This window comes from Microbacterium sp. AC215, from assembly GCF_979258645.1.
This window is the reverse complement of the sequence record NZ_OZ409869.1, coordinates 1,871,529-1,894,708: the sequence shown is the minus strand read 5'-3', so window position 1 is coordinate 1,894,708 and position 23,180 is coordinate 1,871,529. Positions and strand designations below refer to the sequence as shown.

The following is a 23,180-nucleotide window of genomic DNA, read 5'->3' as shown; positions in this document are numbered from 1 at the left end:
ATGGATGCATGTCCTCCCACGATTCCTCCCAGACGGTCGAGGCGACCGTCCGCCGCGTGCCGCGCTTCGGCGTGTTCATGGGCATCGGCGTCGTGCTCGGCATCATCGCCGCCGGCATCCTGACGATGATGGGCAGCTACGAGCCGTCCGAAGCGGTCAACGTCGTCTACCCGCCAGGGCAGGTGTTCGGATTCCTGCTGCTGTGGACGGTGCCGATCGGCTTCGCCCTCGCGAGCGTCGTCGCGCTGATCCTCGAACGCGTCGCGCGTCGCCACGACCACGTCGTCAGGGTCGAGCACGAGACGATCATCGCGAACGACTGATCACGCCCCGGGGCGTCACGCCAGTTCGGCGATGATGGGCCGGATCGCCGCGTCGAACGAGACCACGTCGCGGCGCAGGCCGTCGGTCACCGCGACGGTGAGCGCGCCGATCCACCAGATCCCCCGTTGCGAGAACGGCAGCACCTGCACGTTGAGTTCGAACGAGTGCGCACGGCGACCGATCTCGCGCTCGAACTCGGCGATCGCGCTGGCATAGGCCCGATACGACTCGCCCCCGATCGTCCCGCCGCCCGACCGGTTGGCGATCGAGCTGTGGATCGACGACACGTAGCGATCGTGCGCGACGCGGGCGTAGTGCATCGCCGATGCGGCATGCGGCGCGATCGCCTCGGCGAGCTGTTCGGCACCGGTCGCCGGCAGCGCCACCAGCGTGTCGAACCCGTCGACGAGCTCGAGCGGCACGCCGGACGGATGCGCTCGGGGCTCGACGGTCATGTCCCAGTAGTCGCGCCACTGCTTCTCGAGCTCGGGCGTCACCTCGGCGGCATCCGGTGCCCGGACGGGCAGATCGCGCAGGCTCGGAAGATCTTCCGGTGCGCGGATGCCGAGCGATTGCCGCAGCGCGAGCGCGACGAGCACCGGAACGCTCGCGTCCTCGCGGATCAACCACTGCGGCTTGTCGGCCATGGCCCCATCGTAGGAGATGGAGGGAGGGGAGAGGAGGTCTCCGCGGGCGGTAGGCTGGAGGTGTGGCTGCCTCCCCCACCAATCCCTATTCCGAAGCCGGCGTCGATACCGCTGCAGGCGATCTCGCCGTCGAGCTGATGAAGTCTTCCGTGCGCGCGACGCACGGCCCTGAAGTGCTCGGCGGTGTCGGCGGATTCGCCGGACTGTTCGACGCGAGTGCGCTGCGCGACTTCCGTCGTCCGCTGCTCGCCACGAGCACAGACGGCGTCGGCACGAAGGTCGCCATCGCGCAGGCCATCGACAAGCACGACACGATCGGCCAGGACCTGGTCGGCATGGTCGTCGACGACATCGTCGTGGTGGGCGCCAAGCCGCTCTTCATGACCGACTACATCGCGTGCGGCAAGGTCTTCCCGCAGCGGATCGCCGACATCGTGCGCGGCATCGCCGAGGCGTGCACCGCGACGGGCACCGCGCTCATCGGCGGCGAGACCGCCGAGCACCCCGGTCTTCTCGGCCCGCGCGACTACGACGTCGCAGGAGCCGCGACCGGAGTCGTCGAGGCCGACGGCATCCTCGGGGCCGACCGCGTGCAGGACGGCGACGTCGTCATCGCCGTCGAGTCCAGCGGACTGCACTCCAACGGCTATTCGCTCGTGCGCCACATCGTCACGAACGCGGGCATCGGCTACGGCGACAACGCCGCCGACTTCGGCAAGACGTGGGGCGAGGCGCTGCTCGAGCCGACTCGTCTCTACACGCTCCCGCTGCTGCGCCTCATCGAGCAGCTCGGCGGCGGCACAGGCTCGGGCGGGGTCCACTCGCTCAGCCACGTCACCGGCGGCGGCATCGCGGCGAACCTCGCGCGCGTGCTCCCGCAGGGCAGCTGGGCCGAGGTCGACCGCAGCACCTGGTCGCCGAGCCCGGTCTTCCGCGTGCTCAGCGACATCGCCGGGTCCACGCTGGAGTCCGCCGAGGGCACCTGGAACCTCGGAATCGGGTTCCTCGCGATCGTCGCAGCCGACAAGAAGGATGCCGCGATCGCAGCGCTCGCGGCCGACGGCATGCCCGCGTGGCAGGTCGGAACCGTGGGCTTCGGCGCGCGGCCGGCAGGAGAGTTCGAACAGGGCGCCAAGGGCGTCGACGGTGGAGCGGTGCGCCTGATCGGCGCCTACGCGGACGGAGCGAAGTAAGAGTCCATGTGCGGCATCGTCGGAATGGTGGGCTCTGCCCCGGTCAATCAGGACATCTACGACGCACTCCTGCTGTTGCAGCACCGCGGTCAGGATGCAACGGGAATCGCGACCGCCGAGGCGAACGGCGTGATGCACAACGCCAAGGCGCAGGGCATGGTCCGCGAGGCGTTCCGCACTCGTGACATGCGCGGACTCCTCGGCAGCGTCGGCCTCGGTCATGTGCGCTACGCGACCAAGGGCACCGCGTCGAACGAAGAGGAGATGCAGCCGTTCTACGTGAACGCGCCCTACGGCATCATCCTCATCCACAACGGCAACCTGACGAACACGCGCGAGCTCACGGCCGACATGGCCAAGCGCGACCGCCGTCACCTCAACTCGTCGAGCGACACCGAGCTGCTGCTCAACGTCCTCGCCGGCGAGCTGCAGAACACGACGTCGACGGTCGACCTCGACGCCGAGCGCGTCTTCGAGGCCGTAGAGCGCACGCACGAGCGCATCGAGGGCGCGTACGCCGTGATCGCGGTGATCGCGGGCTACGGTCTGCTCGCGTTCCGCGACCCGTTCGGCATCCGTCCCCTGATCCTCGGCCGTCGTCCTTCGACCGTCCCCGGCGCAGAGGGCCGCGACGAATGGGTCGTGGCGAGCGAGTCGCTGGTGCTCGAGAACGCCGACTACGAGGTCGTGCGCGAGGTCGAGCCCGGTGAGGCGATCTTCATCACAAACGAGGGCGAGCTGCACAGCCGGCAGTGTGCGAAGGAGACCACTCTCGCGCCCTGCGCGTTCGAGTACGTCTACCTCGCCCGACCCGACTCGGTCATGAACGGCGTCTCGGTCTACGAGTCGCGCCTGCGCATGGGCGACCGCCTCGCCGACACGATCGCGAAGCACGTGCCGATGGACAAGATCGACGTCGTCATGCCGATCCCCGACTCCTCCCGGCCCGCCGCCATGGAGGTCGCCCGCAAGCTGGGCATCGAGTACCGCGAGGGCTTCTACAAGAACCGCTACGTCGGCCGCACCTTCATCATGCCCGGGCAGGCCGTGCGCAAGAAGAGCGTGCGTCAGAAGCTGAACGCGATGTCGACCGAGTTCCAGGGCAAGAACGTGCTGCTGATCGACGACTCGATCGTGCGCGGGACCACGTCGAAGGAGATCATCCAGATGGCCCGGGATGCCGGTGCCACCTCTGTGACGTTCGCCTCCGCGGCTCCGCCGGTGCGTCACCCGCATGTCTACGGCATCAACATGCCGTCGCGTCACGAGCTCATCGCCCACGGCCGGACGATCCCCGAGATCGCCGCCGAGCTGGGCTGCGACCACCTGGTCTATCAGGAGGTCGAGGACCTCAAAGCTGCGATCACCGAGGGATCCGTGCTGAGCGACCTCGACATGAGCTGCTTCGACGGCCGGTACGTCACCGGCACGGTCTCCGACGAGTACCTGGCCTGGGTGGAGGGGTCGCAGACCTCGTGACCTCGGGTGCGCAGCCGCTCTGGCGTGGCCGTGCGCTCGCGCTGGTCGGCATCGTGCTGGTCGCGTTCTCGCTGCGCTCGGCCGTGGCGTCGCTGTCGCCCGTGCTCGACCACGTCGCCGACGACTTCCCGGTCTCGTCGGTCGTCGTCGGCCTGATCGGAGCCGCGCCGCCGGTGTGCTTCGCGGTGTTCGGGCTGCTGACGCCGCTGTTCGAGCGGAGATTCGGACTCGAGCGCGTGGCCGTCGTGGCGATCGCCCTGATCGCCGCCGGGCTGCTGCTGCGCAGCCTCGCCGTCGACTCGACATCGCTGCTCGCCGCGACGGCAGTGGTGTTCGCGGGCGTCGGCTCAGGCAATGTGCTGCTGCCGCCGCTGGTGAAGAAGTACTTCCCCGATCGCCTCGGCCTGATGATGACGGTCTACTCGACCACGATGGCGGTGTCGACGTTCGTGCCGCCGCTGGTCGCAGTGCCGCTCGCCGACTCGGCCGGGTGGCGGGTGTCGCTGGGGCTGTGGGGCGTGTTCGCCGCGATCGCGCTCGTGCCCTGGGTGGCGATGCTCGTCACGAGCCGGGCGGATGCCGTCGCCTCGGCCCCCGCGCGTACGGAGTCCGCCGCGACTGAGATCGAGCGCGACGGCTACGACGCAGCATCCGTGGCGACCGGACCGATCGCGACGACGCCCGCCAACCCGCGGGTCTTCGGTCGGCTGTGGCGGCTGCCCATGGCCTGGTCGATCGCGCTGGTGTTCGCGTCGTCGTCGACGCTGGCCTACGTCTCCTTCGCATGGCTGCCGTCGATCATGATCGACGTGGGCGGGGTCTCGCCGGCGAACGCGGGGCTGCTGCTCTCGCTGTTCGGCCTGATGGGCCTGCCGTGCTCTCTGCTCGTGCCCATTCTCATCGTCCGGTTCCAGGCGACCCGTCCTGTGTTCTTCATCTCGATCGCGTGCGGGCTCATCGGGCTGTTCGGATTCCTGTTCCTGCCCACGGTGGCGCTGCCGCTGTGGGTGGTCTTCTACGGCCTCGCACCCGGGCTCTTCCCGCTCGCCCTCGTGCTGCTCAGCATCCGGGCCCGCACGCCCGAGAGCGCGGTGGCGCTCAGCGGTTTCGTGCAGAGCATCGGCTACGCGGTCGCCGCGGTGTTCCCGCTGCTGATCGGCCTGCTGCACGACATGACCGACAGCTGGGAGATTCCCCTGTGGGTGCTCGTGGGGGTTCTGATCGCGGTGATCCCCGCCGGATGGATCGCCGGTCGACGTCGCACCATCGAAGAGGACTGGGAGCGTCGCCACGGTCGCTGGTGACTCGCGGCGGTGAAGGGGCGCCGGTGGATCGGCGTGGGCCCGAGGTCCGTCAGTGCGCTCGCACCTGGTCGCCGACGCTGATCGTGCCGCCGACCCACGGCGCTGACGCATCGGCCGGGTCCTGCGGCGGCAGAAGGAGTCGGCCGAGAGTCGGCTCGTCCTGACCGTGGGCGCTCGTGAGGGTCGTGAGCACCTTCGCGTCGCGAACGCCCGTGTCGGGGTTGGCGTGTGTCGCGAGGCAGCGCACGATCGGCCCCGCGGTGCGGAACGTCACCTCGCCGATGCTCAGCTCGCCGGCCCAGTCGAGCTCCGACCAGGGGGCGACGTCGTCGATGACGACGTTGGAGCGGAACCGGCGGTCATCGATGCCGAAGCCGAGAGAGTCGCTCAGTGCGTCGACACTGCCACGACTGTGCACGGAGACGTAGCCGCGCTCACGATCCTGGAACCTCGACGTCACACCGTCGCCGACGAGTACGAGCGGCAGTCGTCCGGGGCGCCGGATCCGCCGGCCTTCCGGGCTCGCGAGCACGAACTCGGTCACCGCGTCAGCGAGCTCGCCACGACCGGACTCATCGAGTCCCGCCTCGACGAGCACCGAACCCTCGTGCTCTATCCGCACGCGCTGCCGATTGTCGTCGTAGTCGGTGCGCAACGCCGCGAGGCCCGGGAAGTCCTGCAGGGAGAGTCCCTTCGCCTTCGGCCAGTGGTCGAGTCCGTCACGAGACTCCGGCGCGATCGCGTCGGCGAAGCGGAACGCCAGCACCCGATCGCCGGCGATGCGCCCATCAGGCTGCACGGTGAGGGACTCGACCGACTCGGGCGTGAAGCCCTTGATCGGATGACGGAAGAGGGAGACGACGCGGGCCATGGGTCGATCCTCTCAGGGCACGCGGTGTCCGTCCGTCACGAGCCCGGCGTGGATGCCGAGAGTTCCGGGATTTCGGACACGACGAAACCCCCGTGCGGTGCACGGGGGAATCGATGACGAGCGAAGAGGCGGTCAGGCCTTTTCGAGTTCGTCCTCGTCTTCGTCTGCATACTCGTCGGCCCACTTGTCGACGTATGCGTCTTCAGCGTCGCTCGGGTGCGCGAGTTCGCGTTCGAGCGCCGAGTAGTTCACCGACGGACTGAACGACTTCAGTTCGCGGGCGATCTTGGTGTGTTTCGCCTTTTGACGGCCACGGCCCATGCCTGAGACCCCCTCACGAGTTAAGCTCCGGGCAACGACTGGCCCGAGTCATTCACGACACCGGCTGAGGGCCGGTAAGAGTAGCATTCAGAATAGCACGCGGCCAGACCGCACTGGCCCGTTGGCAGCTGGTGAAGGGAGCGATCCTCATGACCGACAACACCTCGACGCCCTCCGACGAGGCCGCGCAGAACGCGACACTGCAGAAGGCCGTGATCGTCGGGATGCAGCCGGGTCAGCCGAAACGGGTGATCGAAGAGGCGGCGCGATTCGCACGGCTCCTCCGCGTGCCGCTGGTGGTCGCACACGTCGACGTCACGCGGTTCGTCACCTATGAGGACCCCGACGGCTACGTGCACTCGGCGCCCATCGACATCAACTTCGATGCCGGCACGGCCGAGTTCGAGGCCGTGCAGGCGGAGGCGGCTGCGGCCCTCGACGGAACGGGCCTGACATGGACGGCCCGGCAGCTCGTGGGCGATCCGGCGCTCGCCATCAAACAGCTGGCGAACAAGCTCGACGCCCAGCTGATCGTGGTCGGCACACGCAAGCGCGGCATCGGAGAGTCGATCCGCGAGTTCTTCACGGGATCCGTCGCTGCCCGCCTCGCGCACCGCCAGCACCGGTCGGTGCTCGTCGTGCCGCTGCAGGAGCCCGTGCCCGACGAGCAGCCCGAGATCTGGACCGAGTAGGTCTCGGCATCCCTCGCTGAGTTCCTGGGGATGCGAACGGCCGAAGCCCCTCTCGTCGTGTGACGGGAGGGGCTTCGAGCGTCTCGGCAGGCGTCGGCCGCTGAGCTCAGCGGCCGAGTGACGCCAGCGCGGTGGTGATGCCTCGCGCCGCGGCGTCCAGGCCGTCCTCCAGCTGCGAGACGACGGATGCCGGCAGCGTGCCGCCCTTCGCCACATGCGTGCGGAGGTCGGTGCGCACGCGTGCGCGGAAGGCATTGATGACGGCATCCGCTCGGTGCAGCTCCTCACGGGTGACGATGCGCTCGTCGTCGCCTGCCGTCCGCGGACGGGACTTGGATGCGGCGCGGTCGTCCTTCTCCGCCGTGGCGAGGTCGGCGCGGAGGCTCTTCATGGCCTCCTTGACGCTCTGCCGCACCTCGTTGGCGATCAGTCGCACCGAGTCGGTCAGGCCGGCCTCGATTCCGGCGAGGTCGCCCTCGCGAGATGCCAGCTCGGCGCGTCCCGCATCCGTGATCGCGTAGATCGTGGTGCGACCGTCGACCGTCTTGGTGACCAGCCCCTCTTCCTCGAGCTTGGCGAGCCGAGGGTAGATGGTGCCGGCGCTCGGCGTGTAGGTGCCGCCCGTGCGATCGGTCAGTGCCTGGATGATCCCGTAGCCGTGCTGCGGTGCCTCGGCGAGCAGCGAGAGCAGGTAGAGCCTGAGGTCGCCGTGCGAGAAGACTGCGGGGCTCATGCTTCCCACTCCGCATCGTCGGTGATCGACTCGGGCGTGCGCCGCAGCACGGTCACGCCGCCGGAGACCGAGTTGGCGCGCAGATCGACGAAGCGTCCTGCGAGCTCGCCCGTCGAGCCGGTGTAGTTGTTGATGCCGGAGGAGCCGCGTTCGACGCCGTCGATCAGCAGTCGCCCGCTCAGCGAGCGGATGACGTAGTTCGCAGCGAGCGACTCGTCGAGGCGCACCGTGGTGCCGCCCGAGACCGAGTTGACGTTGATCGTGTTCACGTCGCCTGCGGCGTCGACCAGTGTCGAGCCCGAGACGATGTCGACGGTCGCGCGACGGATGGTGCCCGTGACTGCGACATCGCCCGAGACGCTGTTCGCGCTGATCGATCCCGTGAGTCCGCGCACCTGAACGTCGCCGGAGACCGAGTTGACGGTCAGGTCGCCGATGAGGGTGTCGACGATGAGGTCGCCCGAGACGGTGTTGAGGCGGGCGTCGTTGCGGATGCCCGAGACGAGCGCTCCGGCGCTCACGACGCCGAGGTTGAGGGCGATCGAGCGGGGGACGGCGACGCTCACCTCGGCCTTGGGGCCGCCCGATCCGAAGTTGCGGAACACCTCGAGGAAGTTGTCCCAGCCGAGCTGCGGGTGGTCGATCTCGACCTCGCCGTTGTTCGCCTCGATGCGGAGGTCCTTGGTCGTGACGCCGTGCACCTCGATGCGGATGCCGGGTTCGTCGTGTGCGATGACATCGACCTGACCGCCGACCAGGCCGATCTTCAGTCGGGTGACGTTCTCGATGTCGATGACGCGTTCTTCGCCGGGGGCGATGAGCCACTTCTCGGTCATGTCTGCTTCTCCTGGTTTGAGGGATCACGATATATCGTGTCTGCACAGAGTAACACGATATATCTCGACTCTGTCAAGGGGGTGGTCCGAGCATCCCGTCTGCAGGATTGCGGCACGTCTGCAGGAGAATCCGTGTGGGATGTTCCTGCAGACGTGCTTCGGTCCTGCACACGGTCTGGACGATCCGGCCTCCACACGGTCTGGACGACCGGGCCTGAAACACAGGAAACAGCCCGGGAGGACGCCTCAGACGAGAGGCGGGGTGTGCCAGATCCGGTCGATGTAATCGCGGATCGAACGGTCGGACGAGAAGAAGCCGGTGCGGGCGACGTTGAGGATCGCTGAGCGGTTCCACGCGTCCTGGTCGGCGTACGCGGCATCCACTCTGCTCTGTGCCTCGATGTACGACGCATAGTCGGCGAGCACCATGAAGCGGTCTTCGTAGAGGAGATTCGAGACGACCGGCTCGAACACCGAGCGGTCGCCGCGGGAGAAGGCCCCGGATGCGATCAGGTCGATCGCCCGGCGGAGTCCCTCGTCGTGCTGGTAGAACTCCTGCGGCCGGTAACCGCGGATGCTGAGCGCCTCGACCTCGGGCTCGCTCATGCCGAACAGATAGAAATGGTCGTCTCCGACGAGCTCGCGGATCTCGACGTTCGCCCCGTCGTCCGTCCCGATCGTGAGCGCGCCGTTCAGCGCGAACTTCATGTTGCCGGTGCCCGACGCCTCCTTGCCTGCGAGCGAGATCTGCTCCGACAGGTCGGCGGCGGGGATGACCCGCTCGGCCAGCGTCACGTTGTAGTTCGGGGGGAAGACGACCGTGAGGCGGCCTTCCAGCCGAGGGTCGGTGTTCACGACCTCGCCGACCGCGTTGATGAGGTGGATGATGCGCTTCGCCATCGCGTAGCCGGGCGCCGCCTTCGCCCCGAAGATCGCGGTGCGCGGCACGACATCCGACACTGCGAGGCGTCCGGAGATCACCCCCTCGTAGGTGGTGACGATGTGCAGCACCTTGAGCAGCTGACGCTTGTACTCGTGCAGGCGCTTGACCATCACATCCAGCATGTGGCCGTCGCTGATCTCGACACCGTCGCGTTCGCGCAGCACGTCGCTCAGGCGGCGCTTGTTGGCGGCCTTCACCGAGGCGAACGCGGCGCGGAACTCGGCATCATCGGCGAAGGGCTCGAGTTCGCGCAGGCGTTCCAGATCGGTGGTCCAGCCCTCGCCGATCGCCGCGGTGATGAGCGACGAGAGCTCGGGATTGGCGAGGCGGAGGAAGCGCCGCGGCGTCACGCCGTTGGTCACGTTCGTGAACTTGTCGGGGAAGAACGCATCGAAGTCGCTCAGCACCTTGTCGCGCAGCAGCTGCGAGTGCAGTTCGGCGACGCCGTTGACCTTGGCGCCCGCGACGGTCGCGAGGTATGCCATGCGCACCGAGCGGACCGGGTGCTCCGCGATGATCGACATGTTGCGCACGAGCATCTCGTCATCGCCGAACCGCTCGCGCACCGCGACGAGGAACTCGTCGTTGATGCGATAGATGATCTCGAGGTGGCGGGGCAGCAGGCGTCCGAGCAGCTCGACCGGCCACACCTCCAGCGCCTCCGGAAGCAGCGTGTGGCACGTGTAGGCGAAGCACTGCTGCGTGATGGCCCACGCGGCATCCCACTCGAGATGCCTCTCGTCGACGAGCACCCGCATGAACTCGGGCACAGCGATCACCGGGTGCGTGTCGTTGAGCTGGAAGATCACGCGGTCGGGGAGGTTCGCGAGCTCGAAGCCGTCGGCGAGCATGTTGTCGAGGAAGTCGTGGATCGACGCGGCGACGAAGAAGTACTGCTGCTGCAGACGCAGTTCCTTGCCCTGCGGCGTGGAGTCCTCGGGGTAGAGCACCTTCGAGATGGTCTCGGCGTAGGTCTGCGCGCGCACCGCCTCTTCGTAGTCGCCCGAGTTGAAGATGCGCAGGTCGAACGCGCTGGTGGCGACGGCGCTCCACAGGCGCAGGGTGTTGACCCGCCCGTTGCGGAACCCAGGGACCATGTAGTTGTACGGCACCGCCTGCACGTTCCACGCCGGCACCCAGCGGCTGCGCGTGATGCCGTCGTCGTCGTACTTCTCGGTGTGGCCGCCGAACGCGATGGTCTGTGCGTCTTCGGGACGGGCGAACTCCCACGGCGAACCGAGCGTGAGCCAGGAGTCGGGCTGTTCGACCTGCTGGCCGTCGACGAACGTCTGTCGGAAGATCCCGTACTCGTAGCGGATGCCGTATCCGATGCTGGGCACGCCCATCGTGGCGAGCGAGTCGACGAAGCAGGCCGCGAGGCGCCCGAGCCCACCGTTGCCGAGACCGGGCTCGACCTCGTGCGCGCGCAGGTCGTCGAGCGAGACGCCGCACGCGGCGAGGGCCTCGTCGGCGATGTCGGTGAGGCCGGCCGCGAGCAGATTGTTGTCGAGCTGGCGACCGAGCAGGTACTCCGCCGAGAGATAGCAGACGCCCTTCGCCTGCGTCTCCTTCTGGTGACGCAGATCCTCGAGCCAGCGAGCCATCAGGTAGTCGCGCACCGTGTGCGCGAGCGCGAGATAGCGGTCGTTCGCGCTCGATGCCGACAGTGCGACGCCGCGCTCGAGATTGAGGTTGTGCAGAAATCGCTTCACGAACTCGTCGACGGTGCTCGGGGGAGCGATCACCGGAGCGAGGGCGAGCGGATGCATGGCGGAGTGTGATTCGGGCACGTGTCGACCGTAGCGATGGTGGGGCCACAACGTGTGACGAGCGGATGAAGAATATCGGTTGGCGTCACTCGACCGCCCGCGAGGTGGCGGTGCGGCGAGCCCGACTGACGGACCACAGGATCCGGCCGTCGTTGAAGACCGGAATGAGGAACACGGCATGCGCCAGGTACCACCCGTGCAGCTGGAGTCCCGGCGCGAGCAGCCACAGGGCGGCTCCGACGACGACGCACGCGCCAGGACCCGCGAGGGCGGCGAGCACGGCGTCCCGGTCGCCGACTCGGCCGTGCGGACTGATCGACGTCCTCCACAGCGAGCGCTCGAGCGTGATCGCCGTGACGCCGGTCGCCCGGGACAGCACGGCGAGGTGCCCGAGTTCATGCAGCGCGAACGACCCGCCGAGGCCGGCGGCGTAGTGGACCGCGATCATCAGTGCGGCCCCGACGATCGCGGGCTGCCCGGTGATCGCGCCCAGAGCGACGGTCGCGGTCAGCAGAACCGCGAACACGGTGTTCATCGGCCAGGCGGCGAGCAGCAGCCATCGGCAGACCAGAACCCCATCGATGCGCGACGCACTGACCGACCACATGTCAGTCGGCCTCGGCGAGGAGCTGCCTCTTCCGTTCGAGAAGGCCGTCGTGCACGACGAACACGGCGAGGATGAATACGGCGACCACGATCATTCCGAGGATCAGCGGGAGGGGATCGTTGACGCCGGTGCCGAGCTGGACCGCGCCCTCTGCGCTCTGCCGGACGTGGACGAAGACCGAGTCGAAGAATCCCAGGCGTCGACCCTCGGCGGATCCTCCGGTGAACATCAGCCAGATCGCGGCGGTGACGGCGGATCCTGCGATGACGACGAGCGCTCCGACGACACTGATGGCGGCCCTAAACAACCACTTCATGACGAGAGGTCCTTTCTATCCTGTCCATCCCTGCGATGGAGAGTGCGGCGGCGATCAGGGTGAGCGCGAGCATCACTCCGACCGTGAACTGTGGGGGAAGACCCAGGAGGTTGGTGCCGAGCATGATCGTGCCCGTCACGAGGCCGGCGACGGCGGCTCCCGCGATGACCGAGAAGGGGTTGCCCTTCTCGGGCGGGAAGGCGATGCCGGCGAGGGTGAGCACGATGACGTTCGACACCGCGAAGCCGACGACGGAGAGGATCTCGTCGAGCCTCGCCCCGGTGAGAGCGGACAGGATGCTGATCGGAGGTGCGATGATCGCGAGGGTCGCCAGCTGGGGTCCGATCACGAGCACGTACCGCATGCCTGGACCGTGGCGGCGCGGACCGCACGCCCGCAGGGGCTCCGTCGAGACGTAGGCGTACACGGACTGCACGGTGACGGCCAGCAGCAGGATCGGCGGGAGTCGGATGTCGGCGAGGAAGAGCGCGTAGGAGCCTGCGAGGGAGATGCCGCAGACCGTCACCGTCTCGATTCCCCTGATGTGGGCGGCGAAGTACGCGCCGAACTCCGTGGGGCCGAACAGGCGGGGCACGATCGCGAAGCGACGGGTCGGATCGAACTGTCGCGGCGCGATCGCGAAGACGGCGCAGACCAGCAGCGCCAGCATGGCCAGCCAGATGCCCGTGGCCGCCATGATCCCGTGACTCGCGGCGATGTCGGCGAAGAGCAGCTGCACCGCGAAGTAGTCGTCGCCCTGGCCGACCGCCGCGAAGAGCACGGATTCCGACTGCGTCGACACGCCGAGGTAGAGGGCGACAAGCGTGGCCGCCAGCGCCACCGGCACGAGGAACGCCCGGAGCCTCGCCAGCCGCAGACGCAGCAGCAGTCGCTCGAGGCCCAGGTAGTAGACGCTCGCGACGAGATAGGCGACGGTCGAGGGCATGACCAGGCAGGTGATGACCTGATCGAGGATCCCGAATCCGCCGATCGAGATCGTGCCGGTGACCAATGCGCCGAGCATGAGCACCACGCCGAGGCCCACGACCAGCGACTCGAAGAGCATGAATCCCAGCGTTCGCGCCCGATTGGTCAGGGGGAACGAGAACGTGAGCTCGACCAGATCGCTCGCCTTCATGAAGAGCACGCGCACGACCGTGAAGACCGTCAGGATCCACAGCGGGGTGGACACGCCGACGACGCGCAGAAGCGGGGAGAGCTGCTCGGGCTCGCTGATCAGCTGGCGGAGGATCACCACCCCGAACGCGCAGAAGCCGACGAAAGCGGCGAGACCGGCGAGAGCGATCGTCCAGCGCACGGACGGCAGGCGCAGCACGCCCCGACGAGCGATGCGCCTCACGAGGAACACCGAGAGGAAGCCGGCGAGCTGCAGGGCGGGAGTCATTCCACCGCCCTCGACGGCTGCGCGATCGCGGTCTTGACGAGGGAGTCGACCGAGCCGAATTCGCGCAGGATGCGGGGGAGCGGGAGGTCGAAGGCGATCTCTCCGCGACGCAGCACGATGATGCGGTCGCACACGGCCTCGAGAAGACGGAAGTCATGGCTGCACAGCAGCAGCCCCTTCGCCCCTCCGATCCGGGATGCATCCGTCTCGAATTCGAAGAGCGCATCGACGTCGACGCCGTTGAGCGTCTCGTCGATGATCGTGAGCGGGCGCTCGAGCAGAAGCGTCGAGATGAGCTGGATCTTCTTGCGCATGCCGTGCGAGTAGTCCTCGATGAGGTCGAACTGACGCACCTCCATCTGATAGCGGCTGAGGAGTTCGTCGGCCCTGGTCGGGTCGGCACGGTGGCGATAGAGGCGGAGCATCAGATCGAGGTACTCGCGCCCGGTCAGGAACTGCGGCAGGTAGTCGTTGCTCGCGATGAAAGCCAGCTGCTCGCGCGATGCGCGGTCCTGATGAGGGCGCCCGGTGATGCGGATGCTCCCCTGGCCGAGCTGCAGCAGATCGGCGGTGAGGCGGATGAGCGTCGACTTGCCCGATCCGTTGGGTCCGACGAGACCCACCTTCTCGCCGCGCTCGATCGCGAACGACACATCACGGAGCGCCGGAGCGCGCTTCGAGTAGGCGAACGAGACCGATGAGACGTCGAGGAGGACGCGCGGGTCCGGTGCGAAGCCGCCGCTTCCGGACATCGGGGTCGATGTCCGGAAGCGACGAGGGGTTAGACGCATTCGATCCACACTGAGACGCCGCTCTTGCCCCACTGCCAGTTGCCGGTGAAGCGCCTGCCACCCGCCTTGAAGAAGCACCACAGCGCCAGCGCTGCCAGGAACGCGACGCCGAACACGAGAATCGCCGCGATCACCACCAGCCACCAGGCATCGAGACGCATGATCGCCTCATCCAGTGCGTCCTGTGCGCGGCGCTTCATCAGCGTCGGCTCCATTGCCGCCATTAGGGACATCTGTCCACCTCCGTTTTGTCGTTACACACGGAGGCTGTCATCGCTGCGCCACGAAAGCTAGTCATTCGACTGCAGAATGCTGACATGCGTGGATTCACTTGACATTGACGCAACGTCAACTTCTACCGTGGAGTCATCATCAGTTCCAGGGAAGGAGGACGAGATGGCCGGTCGCGAATGGTCGATCCAGGACATCGCCCGTCTCGCGGGCACCACGAGCAGAACCCTGCGTCACTACGACGACGTGGGCCTGCTGCCGCCCTCGCGCATCGCGCACAACGGCTACCGGCACTACGACGAGGCGGCGCTCGTGCGCCTGCAGCGCATTCTGCTGCTGCGCGAGCTCGGACTCGGTCTGCCGCAGATCGCCGAGGTGCTCGACCCGGTGAACGCACGGCAGAGCGAGGAATCCGCGCTGGAGACGCACCTCGAGCTGCTGCGCGAGGAACAGAACCGACTGGCGCGGCAGATCGCGTCGGTCGAGAACACCATCAACGCATTGAGAGGAGGTGAAGAACTCATGGCAGAGAACATGTTCGACGGTTTCGACCACACCCGTTACAAGGAGGAGGTCGAGCAGCGCTGGGGTCGGAAGACCTACGCCGACAGCGACCGCTGGTGGCGCGGGATGACCGACGCCGATCGCGCCGACTGGCAGCAGCGCGTCTCCGACCTCGGCCGGGACTGGACAGCTGCCGCCGAGAGCGGCATCGATCCGGCGTCCGCCGAGGCTCAGGACATCGCCCGCCGTCACGTCGAGTGGCTGACCGGCATCCCGGGCACTCCCGCGGCCGTGCCCGGCGGCGACGTCAAGGCGTACGTCATCGGCCTCGGCGAGATGTACGTCGCGGACCCGCGCTTCGGCGCCAACTACGCCACGTCCGCCGGCGGAACGCAGGGCGCCGAGTTCGTCCGCGACGCGCTCCGCATCTACGCGGACGGCAACCTGTGACCCGCTGCACCGCCTTCGCCGGTCGCCGTGGGGTCGAGAGCGCATCCGAATCACCCGATTCCGATGCGTTCTCGACCCCGCACGGGAGTCACGGCATTGCACAGGTGCGGACGCCGGATCAAGGCCGGGAGCGGATGCCGGAGGTGGGCGTAGGGTCAAGGCATGGGTCACCGACGCAGACGCACGGATGCCGCGCCGCTGTTCGCGGCGGCGGCCGTCGCCTACACCGCGAACGTCGCCCTCGGTTCGGCCGTCGCCGCGAGACTCATCGACACGAGCAGCTTCCGCTGGCTGCACCATGCGATCTACATCGCGACGTGCGCCACTTCGGCCGCCGCGTTCTCGGCGATCCTCTGGGGCCGGCCGAAGCACGCGAGCCGTCGCGCGGCCCTGGCCCTCGCGCCCGCCGCCGCACCGCTCGCCGCCATCCCGTATCTCGGCACGCACAGCCGACGGCATCCGCTCGTCGCGCTCGCCGCAGCCCCCTTCATCGTCGCGGGCCTCGTCTGCTCGCGCCTCGCCACCGACCGGAAGTGAACGCATGGAACTGCTCGACGCCATCCGCCGCCGCAAGACCACGAACGGGCCCTTCCTGCCCGACCCGGTATCGGAGGAGCATCAGCGCATCCTGCTGGAGGCGGCAGGTCGGGCGCCGTCGCAGCTGAACAGCCAGCCGTGGCGGTTCGTGGTCGTCGAGAACCGCGACACGATCGACAAGATCGCCCGCATCTCGGGCGACAGCATGACCGAGGCGATGTCGAACGGCACATTCTTCGAACGCTACAAGCCGTACTTCCGCTTCAGCCAGGCCGAGATGGAGGAGAAGCGCAGCGGGATGCTGTTCGACAAGCTCCCCGCGGCCCTCCGCCCGTTCACGAGTCAGGTGTTCACCAAGCGCGGGCAGAAGCTGATGAACACGTTCGGGGTGCCGAAGACCCTCGGGGAGGAGAATCACAAGCTCGTCGCGGGATCGCCGCTGCTGCTCGGCGTGATGCTCGATCGCAGCGAGTACCGACCGGGCCAGCTGTCGTCGTTCTACTCGGTGTTCAGCATGGGCGCGGCGATGGAGAACGTCTGGCTCACCACGGTCGAGCTCGGCATGGGCATCCAGTTCATCTCGTTCCCGATGGAGGTCCCTGGGCAGTGGGACGAGATCGTGAAGCTGCTGCGCGTGCCGGACGACCTCGAGCTCATGGCGGTGTACCGCCTCGGCTATCTGCCGCCCGAGCAGCGCCGCCCGGCCATCGACTGGTCGAGCCATCAGCGCAAGCTCGCCTCGCAGTACGTGTTCCGCGAGAACTGCGACCAGCCGCAGCAGGGATGGGACGCGCCGCCGCCGGGCGCCGGAGCGCCGACGGCGGGCTGAGCCTCAGCCGCCGACCTTGCGGGGCAGGGGCTTGAGGTCCTGCAGCGCCGGCCCCTCGATGCGCGTGCCGTCCGCCGTGAAGCGCGAGGCGTGCAGCGGGCAGTCCCACGTGCACTCGGCGTCGTTCCAGTCGAGCACGCCTCCGAGGTGCGGGCACACGGCCGAGACGGCCCGAGTGACGCCGTCGACCGTCGAGATGCCCACGGGTCGGCCGCTGCGGTTCGCGACCACGCCCTCGCCCTCTGCCGGCTTCGGGACCGGCACGGGTCGACGCTCGGCGCCGACCCACCCGGTCGTCGCAGCGGCGGCGACCTTGGCGCCCTCGATGGCCCCGCGGGCCAGATCGGCCGGCACGGTGAGCCTCGTGCCGATCTTGACCATCCACGACGGTCGGTCGTGCCAGTTCGCACCGAGTATCTCCGCGGTGAGACGCAGGGCGGCGGCGGGGGCGTTCGACAGGCCCCACTTGGCGTACCCGGTCGCGAAGCGGATGCGGCCGAGACCCCGGGGCATGGCGCCGACGAAGGGGATCTGGTTGTTCGACTGATAGTCCTGGGCAGACCAGCGGTGGGTCTCCTCGGCATCCGGGAAGTACCGCCTCGTCCACTCGACCAGGTCGTCGATGGCGGCGGTCTCGCCGTCCGAGCGTCCGACGGAGTGGCCGTTTCCGCCGACCACCAGTCGCGCAGGGCCGCCGGGGCCGTCCGCATCCGACACCGGGCGGATCGAGCGCGTGGGGCTGTCGACCGAGATGAACGTGCTGTCCGGCACGCCGCCGGGGAGCCGGAACGAGACGCAGTACGAGCGGAAGGCGCGCATTTTCGCGAAGTAGAGTCCCCGGTCGAGGATCGGGTACCCGGTCGCGATCACGATGTGGTCGGCGAACATCGGGCCGAGCGGCGTCTCGACTCGAGGGTCGGGCAGCGCATGCGTCGCCGTGACCCGGACGCCGGTGTGCAGGGTTCCCCCGGCCGAGAGCAGCTCATCCGCGAGCGCGTGGGTGACGAGTGCCGGATCGATGGTCACCTGGTCGTCGAGCGCCACGGCTCCCGCCGCAGGGAAGGCCGCACCGGCCAGCTCTCCTCGCGTGAGCATCCTGGTCTCGAGGCCCGCCTCCCGCGCCGCCTCGTGCACCTCGCGCACCGAGTCGATGCCGCTGGCGTCCTGCGCGTACGAGTGGTCGATCCGTCGCTCGTAGCTGACTCCCGCATGATCGGCGAAGCCGACCAGCCAGTCCATGCCCTCGCGATTTCCCTCGACGTAGGCCTGCACGAGCGCCGCGGAGTGGTGCTTGCGGATCTCGGCGAGACGCTTCCCCTGCAGCAGGGTGAGCTTGCCGGTGTTGCCGCCGGTCGCGAGCTCGGCGACGGATCCCGCCTCGATCACCGCGACGTCGAGACCGGCGCGCGTGAGCATGACCGCCGTGCTGAGGCCGGTGAGGCCCGCACCCACGATGATCACGTCGTGTCGTGCGCCGGGGTCGAACGGTGTGCCGATGGGCGGGGTCCGGTCGAGCTTCCACAGTGGCTTCATGGCCTCAGTCTTCGCCTGCCGACCGGCTTCGCCCAACGGGTTGACATTCGAGGGATGCGTTGCAATGGCGCGGATAGAGTTGCCGCGTGACCTTTCGCCGCCTGCTCCTCGTCTTCGTCGGCGGGAGCATCGGCACCGCCGCTCGGCTCGCGATCGGTCTGCTGCTGCCGGATGTCGGGGGCGTGCCTCTCGCGACCATCGTCGTGAACGTGCTCGGATCGCTGCTGATCGGCGTTCTCGCCGCGCGCCTGCCCGGCGCCACGGAGCTCAGACTGCTGCTCGGCACGGGCGTGCTCGGCGGCTTCACGACCTACAGCGCGTTCATGACCGGAACGGTCGCGCTCTGGGGCGACGCCCCGGTGCTCGCATTCGCGTATGCGGCCGCCAGTCTGGTCCTGGGACTCGCTGCCGCAGCGGCGGGCCTGCGACTCGGACGCCCGCGTCGACCGACGCTCCCTGCGGGAGGGAGCGCATGACTCCGCTGCTGTTCGTCGCGGCCGCTCTCGCCGGAGGGGTGGGAGCCCTCCTCCGGTACGTCATCGACCTCGGTGTCTCGAAGGTCGGCGGACGCCGCCTCCCTTGGGGCATCCTCGTCGTCAATCTCACCGGATCGTTCGCGTTGGGCCTGCTGACCACGGCACTGCCGTCCGAGTCGTTCGTGGTCGGGGCCGGTCTTCTCGGCGGATACACGACGTTCAGCACCGCCATGCTCGACACCGTGGTGCTGTGGCGAGACGGTCAGCGCAGAGCATCCGCTGTCAACGCCATCGGGATGCTTCTGCTCGGGCTGATCGCCGCTGGTCTCGGGCTGGCGCTCGGGTCGACGCTCTGACCGTCGACGCCGGGATCCGGGCGAACCCACAGCTTGGCGATGCAGAATGTACAAACGTACATGTACGCCCGTACAGGAATGATCGCGCTGGGGGTCAGGATGAGCGATGGCACGCGCCGCCGCCGCGATCCTGAAGCGCGCCGTCTCGAGATCATCACCGCGGCAGCCGAGCTGATCGTCGAGATCGGCGTCGACGCACTCACCCACCGCAAGGTCGCAGCCCGGGCCGGAGTGCCGCTGGGATCGACGACGCAGTACTTCGCCACGCTCGACGATCTGCGTGAAGCGGCGATCGGAGCGCTGGCCGCCGAGATCGAGGCGCGCATCGACGCGACACGACGGGCCGTCGTGATCGAGGGAGTGACCCCGGAGGGGCTCGCGCGCCTCGTGCGCCGCGGGCTCGAGGACGCACGCGCCGTCCAGGCCGACCGCGCCGTCGTGACCGCCGCGGTGCATGACCCGCGCGTCCGGCAGTTCGCGCGACTGTGGTCCGACGAGATCGTCGGCTTCATCGCGCCCGTTCACGGGGTCGACAGAGCCAGGGCCGCAGCCGTCTTCATCGACGGCGTACTCTGGCACTCTCAGATCCACGACGAGCCGCTCGACGAAGAGCTCATCCGCGACGCCCTCGCCGGGATCCTCACTCCTCAGGCGTCCACCTCCGCACCCACCGCCGCAGCATCCGCCTGACCCGCAGAGAGAGAATCCGCCTTGTCGAACCTCGCCGTCCTGAGTCTGAAGAACCGCGCACTGATCGCGTTGATCACGATCGTCGCCGCCGTGTTCGGCGGGCTCGCTCTGACGAACCTCAAGCAGGAGCTCATCCCGTCGCTCGAGCTGCCCAACCTGATGGTTATGACGACCTACCCCGGCGCCTCGCCCGAGGTCGTCGAGAACGACGTCTCGACCCCCATCGAGTCGGCGATCCAGGGTGTCCCCGGCCTCGAGGGCACGACCGCCACGAGCACGACGAACGCCTCGATCGTGCAGGCCACCTTCGCCTACGGCACCAACCTCGCGACCGCCGAGCAGAAGATCCAGCAGGCGATCAACCGCATCTCGGGGCAGCTGCCGGAAGACGTGAGTCCGCAGGTGCTGACGGTGTCGATCGATGACTTCCCGGTGATCCAGGTCGCCGTGACCGGCTTCGAAGACGCCGAGAACGCGCAGGCCGAGCTGCAGAGCGTCGCGATCCCCGAACTCGAAGACGTCGACGGTGTCAACGCCGCGGAGATCATCGGCGGCGTCGGCCAGCGCATCACGATCACACCCGACGTCGCGAAGCTGGCGGCGATCGGTCAGAGCACGCAGGCCATCACCACGGCGCTGCAGCAGAACGGCACGCTGTTCCCCGGCGGCGACATCACCGAGAACGGCCAGACGCTCACCGTCCAGACCGGCGCGAAGATCACCTCGGTCGATGAACTCGCGGCGCTGCCGCTCGTCGGCACCACCGAGAGCATCGGCGACGTCGCCACGGTGGTGCAGGAGAGCGACCCCATCTCGTCGATCTCGCGCGTCGACGGCAAGGACGCCCTCTCGATCTCGATCACCAAGCTGCCGGCCGCGAACACCGTCGAGGTGTCGCAGGGTGTCATCGCCGCGCTCGACACGATCGGCGAGGCCTTCCCCGACGCCGAGTTCACGATCATCTTCGACCAGGCTCCGTTCATCCAGCAGTCCATCGAGACGCTCGCCACCGAGGGCCTGCTCGGACTCGTCTTCGCCGTGATCGTCATCCTCGTGTTCCTGCTGTCGATCCGCTCGACGCTCGTCACGGCGATCTCGATCCCCACCAGCGTGCTCATCACCTTCATCGGGCTGCAGGCGTTCGGCTACTCGCTGAACATCCTCACCCTCGGCGCGCTCACGATCGCGATCGGCCGTGTGGTCGACGACTCGATCGTCGTGATCGAGAACATCAAACGGCACTATGTGGGGGACGCCGACAAGGGAGACGCCATCCGTCTGGCGGTGCGCGAGGTGGCGATGGCGGTCACGTCCTCGACCATCACGACGGTCGCCGTCTTCCTGCCCATCGTGTTCGTCGGCGACATGGTCGGCGAGCTGTTCCGGCCGTTCGCCATGACCGTGTCGATCGCGATGGTCGCGTCACTGCTGGTCTCGCTGACCATCGTGCCGGTGCTCGCGTACTGGTTCCTCCGCCCGGGCAAGCCGCTGCTCGATGAGAACGGCGTGCAGATCGACCCGGAGGACCCGGACGCTCCGCCGACGCGACTGCAGAAGGGCTACCGTCCGATCCTCGGCTGGACGCTGAAGCACTCCGGCCTGACCGTCGTGCTCGCCGTCGTGGTGCTCGGTGCGACGCTCGCCGCCGCACCGCTCATGAAGATCAACTTCCTCAGCGACTCCGGTCAGAACACCATGACGGTGACACAGGACCTCGGCCCGACCGCGAGCCTGGAGACCAAGTCGGAGGCGGCGATCGCCGTCGAGGACGCACTGCTCGACATCGACGGCATCACCCACGTGCAGGCCTCGATCGGCTCGAGCGGATCCGCCCTGCGTGACGCGTTCTCGGGCGGAGCCGGCGTGACCTATTCGGTGCTCACCGACGCGGATGCCGACCAGGAGAAGCTCCGAGCCGATGTCCAGGACGCGATCGAGGGCCTCACCGACGTCGGCGAGGTGTCGGTCGCCGCCTCCGCCGGACTCGGCTCGAGCGACATCGAGATCACCGTCTCGGCATCCGACTCCGAAGACCTGCAGACCGCCACCACCGCCGTGGTGGACGAGCTCGACGGTCGGGACGGCATCGGACAGGTCACCGACAACCTCGCCGCGGCTCTGCCGTACCTGGCCGTGGTCGTCGACCGCGACGCCGCCGCGCAGCGTGGACTGTCGGAGGTCGCCGTCGGATCCATCGTCTCGAACACGATGCGCCCCCAGCAGGTGGGCACGGTCGAGATCGACGACACCGCGCTGACGATCTACCTCGCCGCATCCGAGCCGCCCGCCACCGCGCAGGCGCTTCGTGAGCTCACCATCCCGAGTGCCACCGGTGTGGTGCAGCTGCAGGACATCGCGACCGTCGAGGAGCGCAACGGCCCGACCTCCATCACCACCGAGCAGGGACGCCGCACCGCCACGATCACGGTGCCCCCGGCCTCCGACAACCTCGCCGTGGCGACCCAGTCGGTCACCGAGGCGCTGGCCGCGGTCGAGCTGCCTGACGGCGCGTCGGCCGAGGTGGGCGGTGTCGCCTCGCAGCAGGCCGACTCGTTCTCGCAGCTCGGGCTCGCCATGCTCGCCGCGATCCTGATCGTCTACGTCGTGATGGTCGCGACGTTCAAGTCGCTGCGTCAGCCGCTGCTGCTGCTCGTCTCTGTGCCGTTCGCGGCCACGGGCGCGATCCTGCTGCAGATCGTCACGGGTGTGCCGCTCGGCGTCGCCTCGCTGATCGGTGTGCTGATGCTCATCGGCATCGTGGTGACGAACGCGATCGTGCTCATCGACCTCGTCAACCAGTATCGCGAGAAGGGGCTGTCGACGATCGATGCGGTGAAGGCCGGTGGCGAGAAGCGTCTGCGTCCGATCCTCATGACGGCGCTGGCGACGATCTTCGCGCTCACCCCGATGGCACTCGGCATCACCGGGCACGGCGGGTTCATCTCCCAGCCGCTCGCCATCGTCGTGATCGGTGGACTCATCTCATCGACCGTTCTGACGCTGATCGTTCTGCCGACGCTCTACAACCTGGTCGAGGGTGCGAAGGAGCGTCGACGCGCCCGCAAGGCGGGGTCGGGCGACGACGGCTCTGCACCGAACGGCGACTCGGACCCCTCGGACGGCCCTCGTCCTTCGGGCGATCTGGCGCTGGCCGGCGCGGGCATGTCGGAATCGGGCTCGGCGGAATCGGGTTCGTCGCTGCCGCACGCGAATCAGCTGACGCGCCGGGAGCTGCGCGAGCGCGGCGAGTAGTCGCCCTCGCCGTCCCGTCCTCCGCACGACGGAGTCTGACGCCCGCCCGGAACTTCATTCCGGGCGGGCGTCAGCCGTTTCCGGCGGAGTT

At 68.2% G+C, this 23,180-nt stretch carries 24 protein-coding genes; 12 read left to right on the top strand and 12 right to left on the bottom strand.

Annotation, left to right across the window (positions count from 1 at the left end):
- Positions 1-8: 8 nt before the first annotated feature.
- Entirely contained in the window at positions 9-323 is a 315-nt protein-coding gene (locus ACZZZF_RS09220) for a hypothetical protein (RefSeq protein ID WP_053098612.1), read from the top strand.
- A gap of 15 nt (positions 324-338) precedes the next feature.
- Here the strand turns inward: ACZZZF_RS09220 and ACZZZF_RS09215 are convergent, their stop codons facing one another.
- Positions 339-971 carry a hypothetical protein gene (locus tag ACZZZF_RS09215; protein WP_053098613.1) on the bottom strand — a complete coding sequence of 211 codons (633 nt, stop codon included), beginning with the start codon at positions 969-971 and terminating at the stop codon, positions 339-341.
- A gap of 62 nt (positions 972-1,033) precedes the next feature.
- On the opposite strand from ACZZZF_RS09215, the gene purM reads away from it, so the two are divergent.
- Genes purM through ACZZZF_RS09200 form a run of 3 tightly spaced genes read left to right on the top strand, consistent with a single transcriptional unit; the run spans position 1,034 to position 4,947 of the window.
- Positions 1,034-2,164, top strand: coding sequence for a phosphoribosylformylglycinamidine cyclo-ligase (gene purM / locus ACZZZF_RS09210; protein ID WP_053098614.1), 1,131 nt, complete (start codon positions 1,034-1,036; stop codon positions 2,162-2,164).
- A 6-nt stretch (positions 2,165-2,170) separates the two neighbouring features.
- Complete coding sequence (gene purF, locus ACZZZF_RS09205) at positions 2,171-3,643, top strand: amidophosphoribosyltransferase (protein WP_463498053.1); 1,473 nt, start codon at positions 2,171-2,173, stop codon at positions 3,641-3,643.
- Positions 3,640-4,947, top strand: coding sequence for an MFS transporter (locus tag ACZZZF_RS09200; RefSeq protein ID WP_056276518.1), 1,308 nt, complete (start codon positions 3,640-3,642; stop codon positions 4,945-4,947). The genes purF and ACZZZF_RS09200 overlap by 4 nt, the downstream gene beginning before the upstream one ends.
- Positions 4,948-4,996: 49 nt before the next feature.
- Here ACZZZF_RS09200 and ACZZZF_RS09195 read toward each other — a convergent pair whose 3' ends face one another.
- Complete coding sequence (locus ACZZZF_RS09195) at positions 4,997-5,818, bottom strand: MOSC domain-containing protein (protein ID WP_463498051.1); 822 nt, start codon at positions 5,816-5,818, stop codon at positions 4,997-4,999.
- A gap of 132 nt (positions 5,819-5,950) precedes the next feature.
- On the bottom strand, positions 5,951-6,139 hold the full coding sequence (locus ACZZZF_RS09190; RefSeq protein WP_042537993.1) for a DUF3073 domain-containing protein: 189 nt from the start codon (positions 6,137-6,139) through the stop codon (positions 5,951-5,953).
- Positions 6,140-6,288: 149 nt separating this feature from the next.
- Here ACZZZF_RS09190 and ACZZZF_RS09185 point away from each other — a divergent pair, with 149 nt between their 5' ends.
- On the top strand, positions 6,289-6,831 hold the full coding sequence (locus tag ACZZZF_RS09185; protein WP_053098618.1) for a universal stress protein: 543 nt from the start codon (positions 6,289-6,291) through the stop codon (positions 6,829-6,831).
- A gap of 106 nt (positions 6,832-6,937) precedes the next feature.
- Here the strand turns inward: ACZZZF_RS09185 and ACZZZF_RS09180 are convergent, their stop codons facing one another.
- The 8 genes from ACZZZF_RS09180 to ACZZZF_RS09145 all read right to left on the bottom strand — a co-directional run bounded on the left by ACZZZF_RS09180 (position 6,938) and on the right by ACZZZF_RS09145 (position 14,431).
- Positions 6,938-7,564 carry a PadR family transcriptional regulator gene (locus tag ACZZZF_RS09180; RefSeq protein ID WP_053098619.1) on the bottom strand — a complete coding sequence of 209 codons (627 nt, stop codon included), beginning with the start codon at positions 7,562-7,564 and terminating at the stop codon, positions 6,938-6,940.
- Positions 7,561-8,400, bottom strand: coding sequence for a DUF4097 family beta strand repeat-containing protein (locus ACZZZF_RS09175; RefSeq protein WP_053098620.1), 840 nt, complete (start codon positions 8,398-8,400; stop codon positions 7,561-7,563). The genes ACZZZF_RS09180 and ACZZZF_RS09175 overlap by 4 nt, the downstream gene beginning before the upstream one ends.
- A 246-nt stretch (positions 8,401-8,646) precedes the next feature.
- The gene (locus ACZZZF_RS09170) at positions 8,647-11,112 is read right to left on the bottom strand and encodes a glycogen/starch/alpha-glucan phosphorylase (protein WP_056276522.1); all 2,466 of its coding nucleotides are present in this window, start codon (positions 11,110-11,112) and stop codon (positions 8,647-8,649) included.
- 85 nt (positions 11,113-11,197) lie between these two features.
- The gene (locus ACZZZF_RS09165; RefSeq protein ID WP_394194846.1) at positions 11,198-11,719 is read right to left on the bottom strand and encodes a hypothetical protein; all 522 of its coding nucleotides are present in this window, start codon (positions 11,717-11,719) and stop codon (positions 11,198-11,200) included.
- Between the two features lies 1 nt (position 11,720).
- On the bottom strand, positions 11,721-12,035 hold the full coding sequence (locus ACZZZF_RS09160; protein WP_463498049.1) for a hypothetical protein: 315 nt from the start codon (positions 12,033-12,035) through the stop codon (positions 11,721-11,723).
- Complete coding sequence (locus ACZZZF_RS09155; RefSeq protein WP_463498047.1) at positions 12,019-13,440, bottom strand: hypothetical protein; 1,422 nt, start codon at positions 13,438-13,440, stop codon at positions 12,019-12,021. The genes ACZZZF_RS09160 and ACZZZF_RS09155 overlap by 17 nt, the downstream gene beginning before the upstream one ends.
- On the bottom strand, positions 13,437-14,192 hold the full coding sequence (locus tag ACZZZF_RS09150) for an ATP-binding cassette domain-containing protein (RefSeq protein WP_463498046.1): 756 nt from the start codon (positions 14,190-14,192) through the stop codon (positions 13,437-13,439). The genes ACZZZF_RS09155 and ACZZZF_RS09150 overlap by 4 nt, the downstream gene beginning before the upstream one ends.
- A gap of 29 nt (positions 14,193-14,221) precedes the next feature.
- Complete coding sequence (locus ACZZZF_RS09145; protein ID WP_201778466.1) at positions 14,222-14,431, bottom strand: hypothetical protein; 210 nt, start codon at positions 14,429-14,431, stop codon at positions 14,222-14,224.
- Between the two features lie 196 nt (positions 14,432-14,627).
- Here ACZZZF_RS09145 and ACZZZF_RS09140 point away from each other — a divergent pair, with 196 nt between their 5' ends.
- The 3 genes from ACZZZF_RS09140 to ACZZZF_RS09130 all read left to right on the top strand — a co-directional run bounded on the left by ACZZZF_RS09140 (position 14,628) and on the right by ACZZZF_RS09130 (position 16,782).
- Complete coding sequence (locus ACZZZF_RS09140) at positions 14,628-15,416, top strand: MerR family transcriptional regulator (protein WP_056276545.1); 789 nt, start codon at positions 14,628-14,630, stop codon at positions 15,414-15,416.
- A gap of 162 nt (positions 15,417-15,578) precedes the next feature.
- Complete coding sequence (locus ACZZZF_RS09135) at positions 15,579-15,953, top strand: hypothetical protein (RefSeq protein ID WP_056276548.1); 375 nt, start codon at positions 15,579-15,581, stop codon at positions 15,951-15,953.
- 4 nt (positions 15,954-15,957) lie between these two features.
- Positions 15,958-16,782: a nitroreductase family protein gene (locus ACZZZF_RS09130; RefSeq protein ID WP_053098629.1), complete on the top strand. Its 825-nt coding sequence runs from the start codon at positions 15,958-15,960 to the stop codon at positions 16,780-16,782.
- Between the two features lie 3 nt (positions 16,783-16,785).
- On the opposite strand, the gene ACZZZF_RS09125 is transcribed toward ACZZZF_RS09130, so the two are convergent.
- Positions 16,786-18,315, bottom strand: coding sequence for an FAD-dependent oxidoreductase (locus tag ACZZZF_RS09125; RefSeq protein WP_463498044.1), 1,530 nt, complete (start codon positions 18,313-18,315; stop codon positions 16,786-16,788).
- 86 nt (positions 18,316-18,401) lie between these two features.
- On the opposite strand from ACZZZF_RS09125, the gene ACZZZF_RS09120 reads away from it, so the two are divergent.
- From ACZZZF_RS09120 to ACZZZF_RS09105, 4 genes are all read left to right on the top strand, one after another.
- The gene (locus ACZZZF_RS09120; RefSeq protein WP_463498042.1) at positions 18,402-18,791 is read left to right on the top strand and encodes a fluoride efflux transporter FluC; all 390 of its coding nucleotides are present in this window, start codon (positions 18,402-18,404) and stop codon (positions 18,789-18,791) included.
- Complete coding sequence (locus ACZZZF_RS09115) at positions 18,788-19,147, top strand: fluoride efflux transporter FluC (RefSeq protein ID WP_463498041.1); 360 nt, start codon at positions 18,788-18,790, stop codon at positions 19,145-19,147. Before ACZZZF_RS09120 ends, ACZZZF_RS09115 begins: the two co-directional genes overlap by 4 nt.
- A 99-nt stretch (positions 19,148-19,246) precedes the next feature.
- A complete protein-coding gene (locus ACZZZF_RS09110; protein WP_463498039.1) occupies positions 19,247-19,837 on the top strand; it encodes a TetR/AcrR family transcriptional regulator in 591 nt (196 codons plus the stop codon).
- 21 nt (positions 19,838-19,858) lie between these two features.
- The gene (locus ACZZZF_RS09105; RefSeq protein ID WP_400340094.1) at positions 19,859-23,089 is read left to right on the top strand and encodes an efflux RND transporter permease subunit; all 3,231 of its coding nucleotides are present in this window, start codon (positions 19,859-19,861) and stop codon (positions 23,087-23,089) included.
- The last annotated feature ends 91 nt before the right edge of the window (positions 23,090-23,180 follow it).